Source organism: Streptomyces sp. NPDC002680, from assembly GCF_042889145.1.
Classification (GTDB): Bacteria; Actinomycetota; Actinomycetes; order Streptomycetales; family Streptomycetaceae; genus Streptomyces; species Streptomyces adonidis.
On sequence record NZ_JBIAQP010000019.1, the window covers coordinates 158,009 to 177,226 of the forward strand.

Annotated in this window: 21 protein-coding genes; 10 read left to right on the plus strand and 11 right to left on the minus strand. The window is 70.0% G+C overall.

Going from position 1 to position 19,218, the window contains the following annotated elements:
* Positions 1-37: 37 nt before the first annotated feature.
* Positions 38-673 (minus strand): winged helix-turn-helix transcriptional regulator, encoded by a 636-nt coding sequence (locus ACFYXF_RS39600; RefSeq protein WP_389356851.1) that lies wholly within the window; start codon positions 671-673, stop codon positions 38-40.
* A gap of 87 nt (positions 674-760) precedes the next feature.
* Between ACFYXF_RS39600 and ACFYXF_RS39605 the strand changes: the two genes are divergently transcribed.
* The 5 genes from ACFYXF_RS39605 (at position 761) to ACFYXF_RS39625 (ending at position 4,716) form a co-directional block, all read left to right on the plus strand.
* The gene (locus ACFYXF_RS39605) at positions 761-1,969 is read left to right on the plus strand and encodes a pyridoxal phosphate-dependent aminotransferase (protein WP_235473973.1); all 1,209 of its coding nucleotides are present in this window, start codon (positions 761-763) and stop codon (positions 1,967-1,969) included.
* Between the two features lie 47 nt (positions 1,970-2,016).
* Entirely contained in the window at positions 2,017-2,562 is a 546-nt protein-coding gene (locus ACFYXF_RS39610) for a hypothetical protein (RefSeq protein ID WP_389356854.1), read from the plus strand.
* A 70-nt stretch (positions 2,563-2,632) separates the two neighbouring features.
* Complete coding sequence (locus ACFYXF_RS39615; RefSeq protein WP_389356856.1) at positions 2,633-3,280, plus strand: hypothetical protein; 648 nt, start codon at positions 2,633-2,635, stop codon at positions 3,278-3,280.
* 95 nt (positions 3,281-3,375) lie between these two features.
* On the plus strand, positions 3,376-3,798 hold the full coding sequence (locus ACFYXF_RS39620; RefSeq protein WP_389356858.1) for an acyl-CoA thioesterase: 423 nt from the start codon (positions 3,376-3,378) through the stop codon (positions 3,796-3,798).
* A 102-nt stretch (positions 3,799-3,900) separates the two neighbouring features.
* Positions 3,901-4,716 carry a chitosanase gene (locus ACFYXF_RS39625; RefSeq protein WP_389356860.1) on the plus strand — a complete coding sequence of 272 codons (816 nt, stop codon included), beginning with the start codon at positions 3,901-3,903 and terminating at the stop codon, positions 4,714-4,716.
* 79 nt (positions 4,717-4,795) lie between these two features.
* Here the strand turns inward: ACFYXF_RS39625 and ACFYXF_RS39630 are convergent, their stop codons facing one another.
* The 7 genes from ACFYXF_RS39630 to ACFYXF_RS39660 all read right to left on the minus strand — a co-directional run bounded on the left by ACFYXF_RS39630 (position 4,796) and on the right by ACFYXF_RS39660 (position 9,865).
* Entirely contained in the window at positions 4,796-6,169 is a 1,374-nt protein-coding gene (locus tag ACFYXF_RS39630) for an 8-oxoguanine deaminase (RefSeq protein ID WP_389356862.1), read from the minus strand.
* Positions 6,170-6,191: 22 nt separating this feature from the next.
* Positions 6,192-7,085: a factor-independent urate hydroxylase gene (gene pucL, locus ACFYXF_RS39635; protein WP_389356864.1), complete on the minus strand. Its 894-nt coding sequence runs from the start codon at positions 7,083-7,085 to the stop codon at positions 6,192-6,194.
* A 4-nt stretch (positions 7,086-7,089) separates the two neighbouring features.
* The gene (gene uraH / locus ACFYXF_RS39640) at positions 7,090-7,488 is read right to left on the minus strand and encodes a hydroxyisourate hydrolase (protein ID WP_389356866.1); all 399 of its coding nucleotides are present in this window, start codon (positions 7,486-7,488) and stop codon (positions 7,090-7,092) included.
* Positions 7,485-8,000 (minus strand): 2-oxo-4-hydroxy-4-carboxy-5-ureidoimidazoline decarboxylase, encoded by a 516-nt coding sequence (uraD, locus tag ACFYXF_RS39645; RefSeq protein WP_389356868.1) that lies wholly within the window; start codon positions 7,998-8,000, stop codon positions 7,485-7,487. Before uraD ends, uraH begins: the two co-directional genes overlap by 4 nt.
* 130 nt (positions 8,001-8,130) lie before the next feature.
* The gene (locus tag ACFYXF_RS39650; protein WP_389356870.1) at positions 8,131-8,511 is read right to left on the minus strand and encodes a helix-turn-helix domain-containing protein; all 381 of its coding nucleotides are present in this window, start codon (positions 8,509-8,511) and stop codon (positions 8,131-8,133) included.
* Entirely contained in the window at positions 8,508-8,762 is a 255-nt protein-coding gene (locus tag ACFYXF_RS39655; protein WP_369030358.1) for a hypothetical protein, read from the minus strand. The genes ACFYXF_RS39650 and ACFYXF_RS39655 overlap by 4 nt, the downstream gene beginning before the upstream one ends.
* A 119-nt stretch (positions 8,763-8,881) precedes the next feature.
* Entirely contained in the window at positions 8,882-9,865 is a 984-nt protein-coding gene (locus ACFYXF_RS39660; RefSeq protein ID WP_389356872.1) for a hypothetical protein, read from the minus strand.
* 221 nt (positions 9,866-10,086) lie between these two features.
* On the opposite strand from ACFYXF_RS39660, the gene ACFYXF_RS39665 reads away from it, so the two are divergent.
* The 3 genes from ACFYXF_RS39665 (at position 10,087) to ACFYXF_RS39675 (ending at position 12,250) form a co-directional block, all read left to right on the plus strand.
* The gene (locus ACFYXF_RS39665) at positions 10,087-10,917 is read left to right on the plus strand and encodes a TIM barrel protein (RefSeq protein ID WP_389356874.1); all 831 of its coding nucleotides are present in this window, start codon (positions 10,087-10,089) and stop codon (positions 10,915-10,917) included.
* 54 nt (positions 10,918-10,971) lie between these two features.
* Positions 10,972-11,862, plus strand: coding sequence for a 2-hydroxy-3-oxopropionate reductase (locus ACFYXF_RS39670; RefSeq protein ID WP_389356876.1), 891 nt, complete (start codon positions 10,972-10,974; stop codon positions 11,860-11,862).
* A gap of 163 nt (positions 11,863-12,025) precedes the next feature.
* The gene (locus ACFYXF_RS39675; RefSeq protein WP_235473984.1) at positions 12,026-12,250 is read left to right on the plus strand and encodes a hypothetical protein; all 225 of its coding nucleotides are present in this window, start codon (positions 12,026-12,028) and stop codon (positions 12,248-12,250) included.
* Positions 12,251-12,361: 111 nt separating this feature from the next.
* Here the strand turns inward: ACFYXF_RS39675 and gcl are convergent, their stop codons facing one another.
* Positions 12,362-14,146 (minus strand): glyoxylate carboligase, encoded by a 1,785-nt coding sequence (gene gcl, locus ACFYXF_RS39680; RefSeq protein WP_389356878.1) that lies wholly within the window; start codon positions 14,144-14,146, stop codon positions 12,362-12,364.
* A gap of 202 nt (positions 14,147-14,348) precedes the next feature.
* On the opposite strand from gcl, the gene ACFYXF_RS39685 reads away from it, so the two are divergent.
* Entirely contained in the window at positions 14,349-15,104 is a 756-nt protein-coding gene (locus ACFYXF_RS39685) for a hypothetical protein (protein WP_389356880.1), read from the plus strand.
* Positions 15,105-15,153: 49 nt separating this feature from the next.
* Positions 15,154-15,741, plus strand: coding sequence for a GNAT family N-acetyltransferase (locus ACFYXF_RS39690; RefSeq protein WP_389356882.1), 588 nt, complete (start codon positions 15,154-15,156; stop codon positions 15,739-15,741).
* A gap of 10 nt (positions 15,742-15,751) precedes the next feature.
* Here ACFYXF_RS39690 and ACFYXF_RS39695 read toward each other — a convergent pair whose 3' ends face one another.
* Together ACFYXF_RS39695 and ACFYXF_RS39700 are read right to left on the minus strand one after the other, a co-directional pair.
* Positions 15,752-17,338 carry an AMP-binding protein gene (locus tag ACFYXF_RS39695; protein ID WP_389357024.1) on the minus strand — a complete coding sequence of 529 codons (1,587 nt, stop codon included), beginning with the start codon at positions 17,336-17,338 and terminating at the stop codon, positions 15,752-15,754.
* Between the two features lie 50 nt (positions 17,339-17,388).
* Complete coding sequence (locus ACFYXF_RS39700; RefSeq protein WP_389356884.1) at positions 17,389-19,059, minus strand: AMP-binding protein; 1,671 nt, start codon at positions 19,057-19,059, stop codon at positions 17,389-17,391.
* Positions 19,060-19,218: the final 159 nt, after the last annotated feature.

Genomic DNA, 19,218 nt, shown 5'->3' on the forward strand with positions numbered 1-19,218 from the left:
GGCGGGCATGTCCCGTTCCTGACCCCGGTCCCGCGTCTCACGCCTCGCGCAGGGCCTTGGCGAGCGTCCCCTCGCCGGTCACCTCGATACGTCCGCCCCGGACCGCGTCCAGCACGCTCACGTCCCCCCGGCCGACCGCCGCGCAGGTGCCGGTGTCCATCGACAGCCGGGCGTCGGGCTCCTCGGGGGCGGGCCCGGCCCCGTACACTGGAACGTCCTCGGCACCGACGTACAGATGGAACTCGCCCTCCTCCAGCCGGACTTCGACGAGTCCCCCGCCACTCACGCCCTCCAGCCCGCGCAGCAGCGGCAGTGCGAACCAGTGGGCGCGGACGGCGTCCGTGGCACGGCGCTCGGTCAGCTCGGGGGCGCCCCACTCCCCCAGCGCCTGGAGGACCGGCAGCAACTGCCGTCCCCGGGCGGTGAGTTCGTAGACGTACGCGGCACCGGGCGGAGGCAGCCGGCGCCGGGTCGTCAGCTCCTCGCGCTCCATGTCCTTCAGCCGGGAGGCCAGTACGTCCGTGCTGACGCCCGGGAGATCCGCGTGCAGGTCCGTGTAGCGGCGCGGGCCGGCCAGCAGTTCGCGGACGATCAGGAGGGTCCAGCGGTCGCCGACGACGTCGAGGGCGCGCGCGGTGGAACAGTACTGGTCGTAGCTTCGGCGAGGTGACATGCGACGCAGTCTAGACATGTCGTTGGACTTTCCAAGCTGGAACTTGGTAAAACCAAGCAACACACGAAACCGGAGGGGCGAGCGCGCATGGAGTTCCGGCAGTCGAACAAGCTCAGCGAGGTCTGCTACGAGATCCGCGGCCCGGTGATCGAGCACGCGGACGCGCTGGAGAAGGCGGGCCACAGCGTGCTGCGCCTGAACACCGGCAACCCCGCGCTGTTCGGCTTCGAGGCGCCGGAGGAGATCCTCCAGGACATGATCCGCATGCTGCCGCAGGCCCACGGCTACACGGACTCGCGCGGCATCCTCTCCGCCCGCCGCGCCGTCGCCCAGCGCTACCAGACGCTCGGCCTGGAGGTCGGCGTCGACGACGTCTTCCTCGGCAACGGCATCTCCGAGCTGATCTCGATGGCCGTACAGGCGCTGGTCGAGGACGGCGACGAGATCCTCATCCCCGCCCCGGACTTCCCCCTCTGGACGGCGGTGACGACCCTCGCGGGCGGCAAGGCGGTCCACTACCTCTGCGACGAACAGGCCGACTGGTACCCGGACCTGGACGACATGGCGGCGAAGATCACCGACCGCACCAAGGCCGTGGTCATCATCAACCCCAACAACCCCACGGGCGCGGTCTATCCGAAGGAGATCATCGAGGGCATCCTCGACCTGGCCCGCCGGCACGGTCTGATGGTCTTCGCCGACGAGATCTACGACCAGATCCTGTACGACGACGCCGTGCACCACTCGGTCGCCGCGCTCGCCCCCGACCTGGTCGTCCTCACCTTCTGCGGACTGTCGAAGACGTACCGCGTGGCCGGCTTCCGCTCGGGCTGGCTGGTGGTCACCGGCCCGAAGCAGCACGCGAAGAGCTACCTGGAAGGTCTGACGATGCTGGCCTCCATGCGGCTGTGCGCCAACGCGCCCGCGCAGTACGCCATCCAGGCCGCGCTCGGCGGTCGCCAGTCCATCCACGAGCTGACCGCCCCGGGCGGACGGCTGCACGAACAGCGCACCGTGGCCTGGGAGAAGCTCAACGAGATCCCGGGCGTCTCGTGCGTGAAGCCGAAGGGCTCGCTGTACGCGTTCCCGCGCCTCGACCCCAAGGTGCACAAGATCCACGACGACGAGAAGTTCGTCCTGGACCTGCTCCTCCAGGAGAAGATCCAGGTCGTGCAGGGTACGGGCTTCAACTGGCCCACCCCCGACCACTTCCGCATCCTCACCCTCCCGTACGCGGACGACCTGGACGTCGCGATCAGCAGGATCGGGCGGTTCCTGAGCGGTTATCGGCAGTAGTGGCAGCCGGGCGGTCGACCGCTGTCCGTCATGGGTAACCCTTCCCCATGACGGACCGACCGCTGCTGCTCCTCGACGTCGACGGCCCCCTCAACCCGTTCCGCGCCCGATTCCTGCGCCCGCGCGGCTATGTGACCCGCCGGGTGCATCCCGCGAGCTGGTCGGCCAAGCAGAAACCGGGCTCCCGGAGGCTCCGCCGGGGCCTACGGCTACGACTGCACCCGGGGCACGGCGCCCGGCTGCTCGCCCTGCCGTACGACCTGGCGTGGGCAACGGTCTGGATGCACGGGGCGAACAAGATGATCGGCCCGGCGATCGGACTGCCGGCCGACCTGCCGGTCATCGAGTTCACCAATATGTTCGCCGAGGATCCCGACGGGCTGTTCTGGAAGACGCGCCGCGTCGTGGAGTGGGCGGACGGACGCCCCTTCGCCTGGGTCGACGACATGATCACCGACCTCGACGTCCGCCATGTGGCCGAGCATCACCCCGGGCAGGCGCTGCTGCTGCGGATCGACCCGCGCAAGGGGCTGCGGGAGCGCGAGTTCGCGCAGCTGGAGCGCTGGGCCCTCGATGTCAGTGCCGGGTCGTAGTCTTCGAACGGGTCGAATCCACCGAATCGGCACATGACCGAGGAGACCCCTGACCGGGGAGGAGTGCGCCATGACCCGACCGCCGACCGCCGCCCAGCGACGCGTCATCGACGCCGCCGACCCCGTCACCGGACGGCTGCGGGGTACGGAGTACCAGCTCGCCGCACTGGTGAAGCGCGGGCTCGCCTTCCGTCACCCGCGACCACCGCACGACCACTTCCTGACCCCGACAGGCCATCGCATACGGGAGGGACCAGAGGAAGCGCAGCCCACGGACCCGGCCTCGGCCACGGACACTCCGACCGCCGCAGGGGTGTTCGCCGCGCGGGTGGGCGGCGAGGAGGAGATACCGGCCGCCGGGCCCGCCCGGACGCGTGAGGTGCACAGTGCCTGGCAAGGGCTGCTGGAGCTGCGCCGGATGACCAACACGGACGGGGCCATGGACCGTCCGTGCGGCTGGGAGCGTACGCATCTGGTGCAGGCCGCCGCGCTGGCGCTGGAGGCGGCCGGTCACCGCCCGGCCGACGGGGGTGGGAGCGGCAGTGGCTATCGGGTGCGGGCGACCCCGCAGCCGGAGGCCGTCGCCGTGCGCGAGCCCGACGGTGACGCGCTGCGGGCCTGCGCGGCCACGCTGGAGAAGGCGGGCTGGCAGGTCGGCGAGCACACCGAGCCGCGTACCGGCGCCCGCTATCTGCTGGCGTCGCCCCGACGGACGTAACAGCTGTTCACACAAAGGCAGTTGACGCCTATGAGCGACCGCTCAGTACGCTGGCTCCGTCATCGTGAAGCCGAGCAGTCGTGAAGGGGAAAGTCGTGGCCGAACCGTTTTCCGTCCCGGTGACCGTGCGCGGGTACGAGACCGATGTACAGGGGCACCTGAACCAGAGCGTGTACGTCAACTACGCGGAGCACGCCCGCTGGGCGTTGCTCAAGGAGGCCGGGATCAGCCAGTCGGGGCTGATGTCGAAGGGCGTCGGACCGGTGGCCCTGGAGACCACCATCCAGTACCGGCGGGAGCTGCTCGCGGGCGACGAGGTCGAGGTGACGTGCGACTTCGCGTGGGGTGAGGGCAAGACGTTCCGCATCCGGCAGACGATCCGCAAGACCGACGGCACGGTCGCCGCCGAGATCACGGCGGTCGGCGGACTGATGGACCTCAAGGCGCGCAAACTGGTCGCGGACCCCAAGGAGTACTTCCGGGCACTGGCGTCGGAGCCGCAACTCTTCGGACTCTGACCGGTACTCACAGCGACCTCCTACCCGTACCCCACGGCATTCCCAACTTGGCGCGCGACCCTCGACCTCTTCCTTTCGCGCCCTTTTGGAGTTCACGTGCCGATGAAGCACAGAGCCGCCGCCCGCCGTACGCTGCTGGCGGCGCTCGGCGCCACCGCGATCCTCACCACCCAGCGGATCGCGTCCGGCGCGACCACCGACGCGACCGGGACCGGGCTCGACGACCCGGCCAAGAAGGACATCGCGATGCGGCTGGTGTGCAGCGCGGAGAACTCGTCCCTGGACTGGCGGGCGCAGTACAAGTACATCCAGGACATAGGCGACGGGCGCGGCTACACGGGCGGAATCATCGGCTTCTGCTCCGGTACGAGCGACATGCTGGCCCTCGTCGAGCTGTACACCGAGCGGGACCCGGACAACGTCCTGGCCGCCTATCTGCCCGCCCTGCGCGCGGTGGACGGCACTGACTCGCACGAGGGCCTCGACCCTGGCTTCCCCACCGCCTGGCGCCAGGCCGCGAAGACGTCCGTGTTCCGTGCGGCCCAGAACGACGAGCGCGACCGTGCCTACTTCACCCCGGCCGTGGCCCGCGCCAAGAAGGACGGTGTCGGCACGCTGGGCCAGTTCGTCTACTACGACGCCATGGTCATGCACGGCCCCGGCACGGACGGCGTCTCCTTCGGCGGGATCCGCACCCGGGCCCGCGCGAACGCGGCCACTCCGGCCGAGGGCGGCGACGAGACGACGTATCTGAACGCCTTCCTCGACGCCCGGGTGTGGGCGATGGAGCAGGAGGCCGCCCACGAGGACACCAGCCGCGTGGACACCGCCCAGCGGGTCTTCCTCGACCAGGGGAACCTCAACCTGGATCCGCCGCTCGACTGGAAGGTGTACGGGGACAGTTACTACATCGGCTGACCGATCACTGCTGATCGGTACAGCAGGACTCCGGCCGAGGGCCGTCCCCCTCGGCCGGAGGTCTCTTCGGGCCCCTGTTTCAGGCCTGCGCCGCGATGGCCGCCAGCCGCCGGGCCTCGGTACGCGTCGAGCGGGCGATCTCGTCCTCGTCGACGCGCAGCAACCGCCCGTTCTCGACGATCTGTTCGCCGTTGACGAAGGACGCGGTGACCGGGGCCGCCGCGCCGAAGACAAGGGCGGTGACCGGGTCGGCGATCGACGCGTGGGCCAGCGTGTCCAGGTTCCAGAGGACCAGGTCGGCGAGCTTGCCCGGCTCCAGCGAGCCTGTCTCCCTTGCCCTGCCCAGGACTTGGGCCCCGCCGTACGTTCCGAGGCGCAGCGCCTGTCGGGCGTTCAGGGCCGCTTCCCGGTGCGCCCCGAGGCGGTTGATGAGGAGGGCGTTGCGCAGTTCGGTGTGGAGTTCGCCGGACTCGTTGGAGGCGGTGCCGTCGACACCGAGGCCGACCGGGACGCCGGCCGCCAGCATGTCGGGGACGCGCGCGATGCCCGCCGCCAGACGGGCGTTGGAGGACGGACAGTGGGCCACCCCCGTCCTCGTACGGGCGAAGGCGGCGATGTCCGAGTCGTTCATGTGGACGCAGTGCGCCATCCACACGTCCTCGCCGAGCCAGCCGGTCGACTCGAAGTAGTCGGTCGGGCCCATGCCGAACAGTTCCTTGCAGAACTGCTCCTCCTCGACGGTCTCGGAACCGTGCGTGTGCAGCCGTACGCCGAGGCGGCGGGCCAACTCGGCGCCCTCGCGCAGGAGTTCGGTGGACACGGAGAAGGGCGAGCAGGGGGCGACCGCGATCTGGGTCATGGCGTCGAAGGAGGGGTCGTGGTGCTCGTCGACCGTGGCCTCGGTGGCGGCGAGCGCGCCCTCCAGGGTCTCGACGGCGAAGTCCGGGGGCAGACCGCCGTCCTTCTCGCTGCGGTCCATCGAGCCGCGCGCGAGGGTGAAGCGGACGCCCATCTCGCGGGCCGCGCCGATGATCGCGCCGGACAGGTCGCCGGAGCCCTTCGGGAAGACGTAGTGGTGGTCCATGGCGGTGGTGACTCCGCCTCGGGCCATCATGGCGAGCGAGCCCTGCGCCGCCGCGCGGACCATCGGCTCGTCGATGCGCGCCCAGGTCGGATACAGCGCCACCAGCCAGTCGAAGAGGTTGTGGTCGGTGGCCAGGCCCCGGGTGATCCACTGGTAGTAGTGGTGGTGCGAGTTGATCAGGCCGGGCGTGACCAGGTGGCCGCTCGCGTCGATGCGCCGGACCACGTCCGTGAGGCCCTCGGGGGCCTTGCCCGCGCCGACCGACTCGATCCGGTTTCCGGCGATCACCACATGGCCGGACGCGTACTCGGTGTCGGCCGCGTCCACGGTCGCGATCGCGCAGTTCTCGATGACGATGCGCTGACTCATCGTACGAACGTCCTTAGAGGTCTCAGAGGTTGGGGAGGTCGGCGGGGATGCGCGCCTCGGCGCCGTCGCGCAGGATCGTGCCCTCGATCAGGCCGTAGGGCCGATCGGCGGCGAAGTACACCTCGTTGTCGTTCTTGAGCCCGAAAGGCTTCAGGTCCACAAGGAAATGGTGCTTGTTGGGGAGGGCGAACCTCACCTCGTCGATCTCGTCGCGGTGTTCGACGATCCGCGCACCCATCTGGAAGAGGGTCTGCTGGAGGGAGAGCGAGTAGGTCTCCGCGAAGGCCGAGAGCAGATGCTTCCGCGTCTGCTCGTACGACTCCTCCCAGTCCGGCATCTCCTGTGCGTCGTCGGACCAGTTGAAGCGCCAGCGTGCGGACACCTGGGTCGCCAGGATGCGGTCGTACGCCTCGGGGAGCGTCGTGTACTTGTCCTTGACGTAGCCCCAGAACTCGGAGTCGGTCGTGTTCATCACGACCAGGTCCTTGAGCCCGGAGATCACCTCCCACGACGAACCGTCGTAGGTGATCTGGGTCAGCCGGGTCTCCTGGCCCTGCCGGGCGAAGGAGTGCTCGCCCTCGCCCGCCGCCTCGATCCGCGCCCAGGAGTACTCCTCGATCCGGATGCGTGCCTTCTCGATCGGCTCCTGGCTGGTCACGAAGTGCCGGGCCAGATGGATGCCGAACTGCTCGGCGGAGTCGATGCCGTGCTCCTTGGCGAAGGCGTACACCGTGTTCTTGGTGGTGTCCGTCGGCAGGACGTTCGCGTTCGAGCCGGAGAGATGGACCTCGTCCATGTCGCCGGAGAGCGACACGGAGACGTTGAGATCCTTGATGTGGTGGGTGGCGCCGTCGCGGGTGACGCGCACGACGCGGTTCTCGGCCTTGCCGTACTGGTTCTGTCCCAGGATGGGCATAGAGCTAGCTCCCTCGGTATACGGAGTAGCCGAACGGGTTGAGCAGCAGCGGTACGTGGTAGTGCTCGCCCGGTACGACGGCGAACGTGATCGCCACCTCCGGGAAGAACGCTCCCGCCGCACCGCTGTCCCGATTCGCGGGGGCGTCCTGCTGCGCATCGGCTTGCTTCTTCTCGAAATACGGCTCCACGGCGAAGTCGAGCCGTACATGGGCGGTCCCCTCCGGCAGCGCCGGGAGGTCCTTGCACCGCCCGTCCGCGTCGGTCGCGGAGCCGCCGAGCGCCTGCCAGTCCGCGTCCCGGCCCGAGCGGGCGGAGAGCTGGACGGCGACTCCCACGGCGGGTCGGCCGATGCTGGTGTCCAGGATGTGCGTGGACACGGAGGCGGTGGTGTCGGTGCTCATGCCCGCTCTTCCTGTACGAGGTTGCCCAGCCGGATGCGGTTGATCTTGCCCAGTTCGGTGCGGACGATCTCGCGCTCCCGCTCCGGCGTGTTCCCGATCCGTTCCCTGACCGCGTCGCGCATCTGCTCGCCGGTGCGGCCGGTCGCGCAGATCAGGAAGACATGGCCGAAGCGTTCCTGGTAGGCGAGGTTCAGTTCGAGCATCTCGGACTTCAGCTCGTCGGAGGCACCGGCCATACCGCGCTGCTCGCGGGCGGAGGTCGGGTCACCGGGCTTGGGGCGGCCGATCGGCGGGTGGCCGGCCACCGCCTCGGCGAGGTCGTCGGCGGTCAGGTCGGCCATCGCCGCGTCGCTCGCCGCGTAGAGGTCCTCGGTGGTGGCGTACGGGCGTCCGGCGAGCAGGTGCTGTCCCCAGGCCGTCGAGGCGCAGGCCTCGTGGAGGGCGGCGCGGGCCGCGGAGTCCGCCAGGGCGTTGAACCGGGCGAGGCCACCAGGGGTCGTACTCGACGTCACGGCAAGCCTCCGTGGCCTTGTGCGTACTGGACGGGCTCCGCACAGCTAACGCCTTCCGGCGACAAGACGTCAACACTTTGTTGAAAATTCCGGGTTACGGCGTCGCTCCGACGGCCTCACCCGGAGCCCGTCAGGCCTGTTTCTCGCGGTTCAGGTAGTTGTAGACCGTGAAGCGGCTGACCCCGAGGGCGCCCGCCACGGTCTCGACCCCGTGCCGCACGGAGAAGGCGCCACGCGCCTCGAGTATCCGGACGATCTCCTGCTTGGCCTTGCGGTCCAGTTCGGCCAGCGGCTTGCCGTGCTTGCGCTCCAGGGCGGCCAGGATGTGATCGAGCGAGTCGGCGAGCTGCGGCAGGCGTACGGCGACCACGTCGGCGCCCTCCCAGGCGAGCACGACGTCGTCGGGGCCCGCCTGGCCGGGCGGGACCATCTCGCCGCCCATGGCGTCGACCAGCGGTTTCACGGCCGCGACGAAGGCCGCACCGGCGGACGCGTCCCCCGCGCCGGTCACTGACCGCCCTCCCCGTCGATCACGTTGACCTGGAGCGAGATCCGCGTCGCGCCGGCCTCCAGGGTCTTGCGGAGCAGCGCGTCGAGGGCGGTGAGCACGGCGTCGGCGCGGCCCTCGGCGGTGTTGCCGAACGGGCCGACGTCCACCGCGTCCAGATCGGCCGCCTCGATGACCTCGCGGGCGACCAGCGCGTGTGCGGGTGCCTCGTCGAGGTCGAAGGGCTCGGTCGTGAACTCCACTCTCAATCGCACTGTGCCCCCATGGCATCGGCTCCCGGTCGCTCGGGCTCGACCCTAACGGACTCCCCGGCGGCAATCACCAGCGATGCCCGCTCGGGCCGAGGACCATGCCCCCGAGGCCACCAACCGGCCTACAGCCGAAGGGAGTTCACCTCCAGGGAAGTGTCCTGGGCGGTGTCACGCGCGCCGGTGACACGCCCCCGGCGGGCGAGGGAGACGGCCAGCGCCGTCAGCGCGGCGAGTGTCGCCAGGCAGGCCGCCAGAGCGGGCAGCGGGGTAGCGGCTCCGCCCGCCTGCCGTACGTAGGCGAGTGTCGCCGAATCGGCGTGTACGCCCAGCAGTTGGGCTGCGGCCAGAGCGCCCGCAATGAGCACGGCAGCGGCGGCCACGACCGACGACCGGCTGAACCAGAGCGCCGTACCGGCCAGCAGACACAGCGCGGAGATCCCGAGCGAGGCGGCCAGTCCGTGCTTCGGCGCGTCGACCCAGTCGAGCGGGAAGTGGGCCGCGCCGCAGAGCAGGACGAGGACGGCGGCGGCACGGCGGAGCCAGAGGCGGGCCGGCTGTTCCTGGCCGTGAGGTGCGGTGTGCGCGGGGGCGGGTACGGGGGTGGGCGTGGCCGCGGATTCCCGGTCCCGGCCATGGACCTCGCCGCCGCCCTGGGCCTCGTCGAAGCGGCCGATCAGCTGGACGAGGTCCTCGACGGGTCTGCCGGTGGCCGCCGCGTGCAGTGCCTGGGCCTTGGCGTGTGCGGCGTGCGGGGCCGCGTGCAGGAGGGCGACCAGGCGGCCGACCTCGGCGACGGGCCGCTGCTCGGCGGCCGTCCGGATCGCCTCGTCCATCCGGTCGACGCCTCGCTGCGGCGGGCCCAGCAGTTCCACGAGGCGCGAGACGTCCTCCACGGAACGCGCCACCGCCGCCACCCGCAGGACCGAGGCCGCGATCGGCAGGCCGTCGGGCGACTGCTCCAGGAGGGTGACGAGTTGGACGACGTCGTCCAGGGGTCTGGCGACGACCGCGGTGCGCACCAGCTCGTCCGTACGTATTCGGGTGACGGGAGGATGTTCGCCTGTTCCGGCGTTCTCCGGGCAGACAGGGAATGGCTCGACGGCCATGTTCGCCTCACAACTTCAGGGCACTGACACACGGGCAACGTGCGCCCCGCTCATATGAACGTTTCACCTGTCTAACCGCCCTCTTCCCGCCCCGCCACTCGGGAGACCACTTGGGAGAGCCCTCTTGACAAGCTCCGACACCCGGCGGCAATCTTCCAATAGACAGAAACATATTTCCACAATACGGAATTTGAACGGCATCGAGAAGGGCGTCGGCGGCCATGGGATTCACAGAGCAGCGCTTCAACGTCAACCTGTCGATCCTCTTCACGGAACTCCCGCTCCTGGAACGCCCGGCGGCGGCCCGGGCGGCCGGTTTCACCGCGGTCGAGCTGTGGTGGCCCTGGCTCGACTCCCCCACCCCGGAACAGTCCGAGCTGGACTCCCTGCGGGCCGCGGTCGAGGACGCGGGCGTCCGGCTCACCGGCCTGAACTTCTACGCCGGACAGCTGCCGGGCCCGGACCGGGGCGCCCTGTCGGTGCCCGGGGCGGAGTCCGAGCGGTTCCGCGTCAACATCGAGGTGGCCGCCGGTCTGGCCGGGTCGCTCGGCTGCGGCGCCCTCAACGCGCTGTACGGCAACCGGATCGAGGGCGTGGACCCGGCGGAGCAGGACGCGCTGGCGCTGGAGAACCTGGTGCTCGCGGCCCGCGCCGCCGACCGCATCGGCGCGACCCTCCTCGTGGAGGCGCTCAACAGGCCGGAGTCACCCCGGTACCCACTGGTCAGCGCCCCGGCGGCCGTGGAGGTCGTCGACAGGGTCAACGCGGCGACGGGACTCGACAACGCCCGTTTCCTGATGGACCTCTACCACCTGTCCATGAACGGCGAGGACCTCCCGTCGGTGATCGACGAGTTCGCGGCCAAGACGGGCCACGTCCAGATCGCCGACAACCCCGGCCGTGGCGCCCCCGGCACCGGCACCCTGCCCCTCGCCGACCACCTGGACCGGCTGCGCAAGGCCGGTTACGCGGGCTGGGTCGGCCTGGAGTACAAGCCGGGCGACCGGCCGAGCGCCGAGGCCTTCGACTGGCTGCCGCGCGAAGCGCGCTGAACCCCTGACCTGGATATCGACATCGACATCGACATCGCAGAGAGGCACCCCACCATGAGCAGTCTCCCCCGGGTCGCCTGGATAGGCCTCGGCATCATGGGCTCCCCCATGTCCGAGAACCTGATCAAGGCGGGTTACGACGTCACCGGCTTCACCCTGGAACAGGACAAGCTCGACCGGCTGGTCGCCGCCGGCGGCACCGCGGCCGGCTCGATCGCCGAGGCCGTGCGCGACGCCGACGTGGTGATCACGATGGTCCCCGCGTCACCGCAGGTCGAGGCGGTCGCGTACGGCCCCGAGGGCATCCTCGCGAATGTGCGGCCCGGTGCCCTGCTCGTCGACATGTCGTCGATCACCCCGCAGACGTCGGTGGACCTGGCGAAGGCGGCGGCCGAGAAGGGCGTCCGAGTGCTGGACGCGCCCGTCTCGGGTGGTGAGGCGGGCGCGGTCGAGGCCGTGCTGTCCATCATGGTCGGCGGCGAGCAGGCCGACTTCGACACGGCGAAGCCGATCTTCGAGGCGCTGGGCAGGACCATCGTGCTGTGCGGTCCGCACGGCTCCGGCCAGACGGTGAAGGCCGCGAACCAGCTGATCGTCGCCGTCAACATCCAGGCGTGCGCCGAGGCCGTGGTCTTCCTGGAGAAGTCGGGCGTGGACCTGGGGGCGGCGCTGGAGGTGCTGGGCGGCGGACTGGCCGGCTCGACGGTGCTGGCACGCAAGCGGGACAACTTCCTGAACCGTGACTTCGCGCCGGGCTTCCGGATCGACCTCCACCACAAGGACATGGGCATCGTGACGGACGCGGCCCGTTCGGTCGGCGCCGCGCTGCCGGTGGGCGCGGTGGTCGCCCAACTCGTGGCGTCCCTGCGTACCCAGGGCGACGGGGGCCTGGACCACTCGGCGCTGCTGCGGGGCGTGGAGCGCCTGTCTGGCGCCGAGGTCTGACGCCCCCGCCCTTCCCCTCTGATCTTCCGGGCGGCGCCGCCGCTGACAACTGTCCTGTCGCGCCCAGGCGTTGGCGCCGCCCGGAATCCCACGGCGCTTCCCCCTGCCCGCGTGGCCCGGTTCCCGATGTGCGGAACGGGTGCGCGGGCAGCACGCTGGGAGCATGGACGTACCCAACATCGTCGTGCATCCCCCGGCCCTGGACGGATCGAGGCGGGTGACGGCCGGGGACGAGACACTCGGGGTCGCCTCCCACCTCGACGATGTCGTCGAGGCGCTGCGACTCGCCGATCTGGAGTGGATCGACCCCGAGACGAGCGACCTCGTCGAGTGGCAGGGCGGCGGACCCGAGGACTGGCCGGGGCTCTCGGAGCATCACGGGCAGTGAGGGCGCCGCGCTACGCAGCCCTCAATGCACGAGGGATCACCGCACGGGGGAAAACAGGGGAAACAAGAGGGGGTGCCCATGTGGGCACCCCCTTCTCGCGTGTCGTCGCGGTCAGACCTTCAGTGGTCTGATCGATGTCGGCGCGTGCCCCGGTTCGGTGGCGATGTCCTCGAACTCCACCACGTTTCCTATGTCGTTGGTGGTCGACATGGAGATGTTCGTGACGCGTTCCAGGATCGCCTCGACGACCACCGGGACCCGGTGTTCGGCTGCCAGCTTCTTGGCCTGCTCGAAGGCGGTGGCCAGTTCGGCGGGGTCCGTCACGCGGATCGCCTTGCAGCCGAGGCCCTCGGCGACCTTGACGTGGTCGACGCCGTAGGCGCCCAGCTCGGGCGAGTTGAGGTTCTCGAACTCCAGGTTGACCTGGAAGTCGATGTCGAAGGCCCGCTGCGCCTGCCGGATCAGGCCGAGGTAGGAGTTGTTCACCAGGACGTGGACGTACGGGATGCGGTGCTGGGCGCCGACCGCCAACTCCTCGATCATGAACTGGAAGTCGTAGTCCCCGGAGAGGGCGACCACGGAGGCCTCCGGGTCGGCGACGGCGACGCCCAGCGCGGCCGGGATCGTCCAGCCGAGGGGGCCCGCCTGGCCGCAGTTGATCCAGTGCCGGGGCCGGTAGACGTGCAGCATCTGGGCACCGGCGATCTGGGAGAGGCCGATCGTGGTCACGTACCGAGTCTCGGGGCCGAAGGCCTTGTTCATCTCCTCGTACACGCGCTGCGGCTTGATCGGGATGTCGTCGAAGTGCGTACGGCGCTGGAGGCGGGCCCTGCGCTCCTGCGTGGCCGCCGCCCAGTCGGAGCGGTCGGGGAGGTCGCCCGCGTCCTTCAACTCCCTTGCCACCGTGACGAAAAGCTCCAGCGCGGCCTTCGCGTCGGAGGCGATGCCGAAGTCGGGGGCGAAGATACGGCCGATCTGGGTGGGCTCGATGTCGACGTGCACGAAGGTGCGGCCGGCCGTGTAGACGTCGAGGCGGCCGGTGTGGCGGTTGGCCCAGCGGTTGCCGATGCCGAGGACGAAGTCGGACTCCAGGAAGGTGGCGTTGCCGTAGCGGTGCGAGGTCTGGAGGCCGACCATGCCGGCGTTCAGCTCGTGGTCGTCCGGCAGCGCGCCCCAGCCCATGAGAGTCGGAACGACCGGAACGCCCGTCAACTCGGCGAACTCGACGAGGAGTTCGGCCGCGTCGGCGTTGATGATGCCGCCGCCCGCCACGATCAGCGGCCGGTGCGAGGCGTTGAGCAGCGCGAGCGCCTTCTCGATCTGGGCGCGGGTGGCGGCCGGCTTGTAGACGGGCAGCGGTTCGTAGGTCTCCGGGTCGAACTCGATCTCCGTCTGCTGGACGTCGACCGGCAGGTCCACCAGCACCGGCCCCGGGCGACCCGACCGCATCAGATGGAAGGCCTGCTGGAGGACGCCGGGCACCTGGGCCGCCTCCAGCACGGTGACAGCCATCTTGGTGACCGGCCGGGCGATGGAGGCGATGTCGACGGCCTGGAAGTCCTCCTTGTGGATCACGGCGGTGGGCGCCTGTCCGGTGATGCAGAGGATCGGGATCGAGTCGCCGGTCGCGGAGTACAGCCCCGTGATCATGTCGGTGCCTGCGGGGCCCGAAGTGCCCACGCAGACACCGATGTTGCCGGGGTGGGTGCGGGTGTAGCCCTCGGCCATGTGCGAGGCGCCCTCGACATGGCGGGCGAGGGTGTGACTGATCCCGCCGGAGGCCTGGAGCGCCGCGTAGAAGGGGTTGATCGCCGCGCCGGGCACCCCGAACGCGTGCGTGACGCCCTCCCGCTTGAGGATCTCGACTGCCGCGCGGGCAGCGGTCATACGTGCCATGGAGCAACTCCTCGGATTCGTACTCCCGTCGCGCCCCGCGGAGAGTTGAGTCTTCCGTGACGATTTCCATATTGTGGAAATCAACTTCTGCTATCTGGAAACAATGTAAGTGGGGCCGGAAAGGCCGTCAAGAGACGGACAAGCGGGGGTTCCGTGCAGCACGATGGGGCTCTGACCCCGACATCACGTAGTGGAGTGGGCCATGGCCGAGAGCATGCCGGTGCGCTGTCCGGCCTGCCTGCGCGAGCATCTGTACGCGGCACCCTCCTATCCGTGCGCGTGCGGTACGCCCGTCAGCCCGTCGCTCGACGAACGAGCGCCCGCGACAGCCGTCACCCACCGTGTCTGGGACGAGGAATGGGTCACCGTGCGCTGCTCGGCCTGCGGCCGGGGAGACCAGTGGCCGCACCCCGAACTGGGCTGCCCCTGCGGCACGGTCCTGCGCATCCCGGTGACACGGGCCGGCCAGGACACTCCTGAGGACCGTCCCGCCCCGGAGACCCCGACCCCGCCGGGCGGCACCGCGAAACTCCCGGGCGTTCTCCGCGCCCCGCGCCCCCACCCCTCCGCCCGCCCCCGGCGCGCCTTCCAGCCCGTCACCATCCGCACCGCACGGGACGCCGTCACCGCCGCCGCCCTCTATCTGCGCTGGCTCGGCTACCAGGACATCCGCCGCGCGGACCAGCGGCCCCCGTCCGGCGTCGGGCTCGCCGCGCGCGGCGTCCTGGCCCAGGTCGACCCGACGGTGAGCCCGGCCTCCCTGCGGGACATCGAGTGCCTGTGGCTGACAGCGATGACGGAGTCCTCGAACTGCGTCTACTTCTCCCTCGCCGGCTACGACAGCGACGCCCGAGCCCGAGCCGACACCCTCGGCATCCCCCTCTTCGTCCTGGACCTGACGGGCACTCCCCAACCGGTCAACAGCCCGGCAGACGACCTGGACGCCACCGGAGTCTGAGCCCGAAAACCCGGGTGCCCGAAGCACACGCCCGCCGGATACTCGGCGCATGCACATCCGCCCGGCCACCCCCGCCGAACTCCCGACGCTCCGAGCAATCGAACGGGCCGCAGGAGCCCTCTTCCGCACCCTGAGCGCGCCCCAAAGGGGCGCGGGGAACTGCGCGACCAGCCACGACGGCGCAGCACCAAACCAACAACCCCTCACGGCACCCCCCGACATGGCGGAGATAGCCGACGACGAACCACCCTCCCTCGAAGTCCTGGAGCGATACCGAAAAGCAGGCCACGCCTGGGTAGCCGCCGACAACGAGAACCACCCCGTCGCCTACCTGATCGCAGAACCCGTGGACGGCGCCCTCCACATCGAACAGATCTCCGTACACCCCGACTTCGCCCACCACCGCATCGGCGAAGCCCTCCTCGCACACGCCACCGACCGCGCCCACAAGGAAGGCCTGACCCACCTCACCCTGACCACGTTCACCGAGGTCCCCTGGAACGCGCCCTACTACGCCCGCCTCGGCTTCCGCACCCTCGACGAGGCCGAACTCACCCCGGGCCTGCGGAAGATCCGCGCCGCCGAGGCCGAGCACGGCCTCGACCGCTGGCCCCGCGTCTGCATGCGCAGGCCCTGAACCACCACCGTCAGCCTTCCCCGGCGAACCTCTCCCGCAGCTCCACCTTCCGCACCTTCCCCGACACCGTCATCGGAAAGGCGTCCAGCACCTGCAACCTGCTCGGGATCTTGTAGTGGGCCAACCTGCCCTCGCAGAAGGCCCGCAGCTCGGCCAGCGTGGGCGGTTCGGTCTCCGCTCGGGGGACGACACACGCGAGGACCTCCTCGCCGTACCGCTCGTGCGGCACTCCGACCACCTGGACGTCGGCGATCTTCGGATGGCCGTACAGGAACTCCTCGATCTCGCGCGGGTAGATGTTCTCGCCGCCCCGGATGATCATGTCCTTGATGCGGCCGACGATCTCGACGTAGCCGTCCTCCCGCATCACCGCGAGGTCGCCGGTGTGCATCCAGCGGCCGGCGTCGACCGACTCGGCCGTCTTCTCGGGCTGTTGCCAGTAGCCGAGCATCACGCTGTAGCCGCGGGTGCACAACTCCCCTGCGGTGTCGCGCGGTTGAGTCACTCCGGTCGCCGGGTCTACGACCTTGACCTCGATGTGCGGGAGGACCCGGCCGACCGTGCCGGTGCGGTGTTCCAGGTCGTCCTCCCGGCGGGTCTGGAGCGACACCGGGGACGTCTCCGTCATGCCGTAGCAGATGGACACCTCGGCCATGTGCATCTCGGCGACGACCCGTTTCATCACCTCGACCGGGCACGGCGAGCCCGCCATGATGCCCGTACGGAGGGACGACAGGTCGTACGCCGCGAAGTCCGGGAGGGCCAACTCCGCGATGAACATGGTCGGTACGCCGTACAGCGAGGTGCAGCGCTCCTGTGCCACCGCCCGCAGCGTCGCCGCCGGTTCGAAGGACGGGGCCGGGATCACGATGCACGCGCCGTGCGAGGTGGCCGCCAGGTTTCCCATCACCATGCCGAAGCAGTGGTAGAACGGGACCGGGACGCACACCCTGTCCTGCTCGGTGTAGGCGATCAACTCCCCGACGAAATAACCGTTGTTGAGGATGTTGTGATGGGAGAGCGTGGCCCCCTTCGGGAAGCCCGTCGTGCCCGAGGTGTACTGGATGTTGATCGGGTCGTCGCAGGACAGTTCCGGGAAGGCCGCCGGGGTGCCGCGTGCGATCAGTGCGTCCCAGCTCGGGTCGCCGATATACACCGTCTCCCGCAACTGCGGGCATCCGCCCCGCACTTCCTCGACCATCGCCCGGTAGTCGCTCCCCTTGTGGCTGAGGGAGGCGAACAGCAGTGAGATCCCAGCCTGGTTGAGGACGTACTCGACCTCATGGGTGCGGTAGGCCGGGTTGATGTTCACCATGACCGCGCCGATCCGCGCGGTGGCGTACTGGACCAGCATCCACTCGGGGCAGTTGATCGCCCAGATGCCCACCCGGTCGCCCCCCGCGATCCCGCTCGCGATCAGCGCGTACGCCAACTCGTCGACGTCGGCGGCGAATTGGGCGTAGGTCCAGCGACGCCCTGACGGTACGTCGACGAGCGCCTCGCGGTCCGGCCAGGCGGTCACCGCCCGGTCCAGGTTGGCGCCGATCGTCTCCCCCAACAGCGGGGTGTCACTGATCCCGTGGGCGTAGGAACTCACCGAAGTCGCCGCACTCGTCGAACTCGTCGAACTCGTCGAACTCGTCGAACTCACCGGAAGTCCTCCTCGCGGTACTCGTTCGCCGAGCCCGCCGCCGTCGCCTCACGCAGTTCGATCCGGCGGATCTTGCCGGAGACCGTCTTGGGGAGGTCGGCGAACTCCAGGCGGCGCAGGCGCTTGTAGGGGGCGAGAACCTCCCTGCTGTGCTCGAACAGCACCTTCGCGGTGTCGGGTCCCGGCTCCCAGCCCGCCGCGAGCACGATGTACGCCTTCGGTACGGCCAGGCGCAGTTCGTCCGGCGCGGGGACCACGGCCGCCTCCGCCACCGCCTCGTGCTCCAGGAGCGCGCTCTCCAGCTCGAAGGGGGAGATCTTGTAGTCGGACGCCTTGAAGACGTCGTCGGCCCGGCCGACGTACGTGATGTAGCCGTCCTCGTCGCGCGAACCGATGTCCCCGGTGCGGTAGAAGCCGCCGGCCATCGCCTCCGCCGTGAGGTCGGCGTCGCCGTGGTAGCCGGTCATGACGCCGACCGGGCGGGTGGCGAGGTCGAGTGCGATCTCGCCCTCGTCCGCGCCCGGTTCGCCCGAGACCGGGTCGAGGAGGACGACCTTGTAGCCGGGGCTCGGGCGGCCCATGGAGCCCGTCTTCAGGGGCTGGCCGGGGCTGTTGGAGACCTGGACGGCGGTCTCCGTCTGGCCGAAGCCGTCCCGGATCGTGACACCCCAGGAGCGGCGCACCTGTTCGATGACCTCGGGGTTGAGCGGCTCCCCGGCGGCCACGGCCTCGCGCGGCGGGGTACGGAGTTGGGTCAGGTCGGCCTGGATGAGCATGCGCCAGACGGTCGGCGGGGCGCAGAAGGAGGTGACGCCCGCGCGGTCCATCTCCGCCATCAGCCGGGCCGGGTCGAAGCGGGTGTAGTTGTGGATGAAGACGGTCGCCTCGGCGTTCCAGGGCGCGAAGAGGTTGGACCAGGCGTGCTTGGCCCAGCCGGGCGAGGAGATGTTCAGATGCACGTCGCCGGGCTTGAGGCCGATCCAGTACATGGTCGCCAAGTGCCCGATGGGGTACGACGCGTGGGTGTGCTCGACCAGTTTGGGGCGGGCCGTCGTGCCCGAGGTGAAGTAGAGCATCAGGGGGTCGTCGCAGTGGGTCGGCCCGTCCGGCGTGAACCCCGCGGGGGCGTCGTAGGCGTCCTCGTACGGCTGCCAGCCCTCGGGGGCGCCGCCCACCGCGATCCGGGTGTAGCCGCCGGGCACCTCGTCGAACTTGGCGGTGTCCTCGGCGCGGACGAGGACATGGGCGACCCGGCCGCGGTCCACACGGTCGCGCAGGTCGGCGGGGCCGAGGAGGGGTGTGGCGGGGATGACGACGGCGCCGAGCTTCATCGCGGCGAGGGCCGTCTCCCACAGCTCGGTCTGGTTGCCGAGCATGACGAGGAGCCGGTCCTCGGGGCGGACCCCGCGCCCGCGCAGCCAGCCCGCGACCCGGTCGGAGCGGGCGGACAGCTCGGCGAAGGACAGCTTGGCCTCGGAGCCGTCCTCCTCGACGATGTGGAGGGCGGTGCGGTCGTTCCCGTCCGCGATGACGTCGAACCAGTCCAGGGCCCAGTTGAAGCGCTCCGGGCGGGGCCAGCGGAAACCCTCGTAGGCGGTGGCGTAGTCCTCGCGGTGGGCCAGCAGAAAGTCCCGTGCCTCTCGGAAGCGCTCGGTCACCGTCGTCATCAGTCCTCCTCGATCCCGGACCATTGCCGGGCGACTCTCCGGCAGCGTGTAATCCGTGTCGCAGGACTCACTACCCCCGAACAGGGGTGGGCGCCACGTCCGATCGGGCAACGTCTTGCCATCAGCGAGAATCCTTCGTCACGCTCCGCACACGCATAC

What these genes read in the sequence shown, in the direction of transcription:
- pucL (WP_389356864.1), bottom strand. Translation starts at nt 7,085, where the DNA reads ATGCCCATCCTGGGACAGAACCAGTACGGCAAGGCCGAGAACCGCGTC.
- ACFYXF_RS39670 (WP_389356876.1), top strand. Translation starts at nt 10,972, where the DNA reads ATGAGCAGTCTCCCCCGGGTCGCCTGGATAGGCCTCGGCATCATGGGC.
- ACFYXF_RS39700 (WP_389356884.1), bottom strand. Translation starts at nt 19,059, where the DNA reads ATGACGACGGTGACCGAGCGCTTCCGAGAGGCACGGGACTTTCTGCTG.
- gcl (WP_389356878.1), bottom strand. Translation starts at nt 14,146, where the DNA reads ATGGCACGTATGACCGCTGCCCGCGCGGCAGTCGAGATCCTCAAGCGG.
- ACFYXF_RS39660 (WP_389356872.1), bottom strand. Translation starts at nt 9,865, where the DNA reads ATGGCCGTCGAGCCATTCCCTGTCTGCCCGGAGAACGCCGGAACAGGC.
- ACFYXF_RS39610 (WP_389356854.1), top strand. Translation starts at nt 2,017, where the DNA reads ATGACGGACCGACCGCTGCTGCTCCTCGACGTCGACGGCCCCCTCAAC.
- ACFYXF_RS39690 (WP_389356882.1), top strand. Translation starts at nt 15,154, where the DNA reads ATGCACATCCGCCCGGCCACCCCCGCCGAACTCCCGACGCTCCGAGCA.
- ACFYXF_RS39675 (WP_235473984.1), top strand. Translation starts at nt 12,026, where the DNA reads ATGGACGTACCCAACATCGTCGTGCATCCCCCGGCCCTGGACGGATCG.
- ACFYXF_RS39630 (WP_389356862.1), bottom strand. Translation starts at nt 6,169, where the DNA reads ATGAGTCAGCGCATCGTCATCGAGAACTGCGCGATCGCGACCGTGGAC.
- ACFYXF_RS39685 (WP_389356880.1), top strand. Translation starts at nt 14,349, where the DNA reads ATGGCCGAGAGCATGCCGGTGCGCTGTCCGGCCTGCCTGCGCGAGCAT.
- ACFYXF_RS39615 (WP_389356856.1), top strand. Translation starts at nt 2,633, where the DNA reads ATGACCCGACCGCCGACCGCCGCCCAGCGACGCGTCATCGACGCCGCC.
- ACFYXF_RS39665 (WP_389356874.1), top strand. Translation starts at nt 10,087, where the DNA reads ATGGGATTCACAGAGCAGCGCTTCAACGTCAACCTGTCGATCCTCTTC.
- ACFYXF_RS39625 (WP_389356860.1), top strand. Translation starts at nt 3,901, where the DNA reads ATGAAGCACAGAGCCGCCGCCCGCCGTACGCTGCTGGCGGCGCTCGGC.
- ACFYXF_RS39605 (WP_235473973.1), top strand. Translation starts at nt 761, where the DNA reads ATGGAGTTCCGGCAGTCGAACAAGCTCAGCGAGGTCTGCTACGAGATC.
- ACFYXF_RS39600 (WP_389356851.1), bottom strand. Translation starts at nt 673, where the DNA reads ATGTCACCTCGCCGAAGCTACGACCAGTACTGTTCCACCGCGCGCGCC.
- uraH (WP_389356866.1), bottom strand. Translation starts at nt 7,488, where the DNA reads ATGAGCACCGACACCACCGCCTCCGTGTCCACGCACATCCTGGACACC.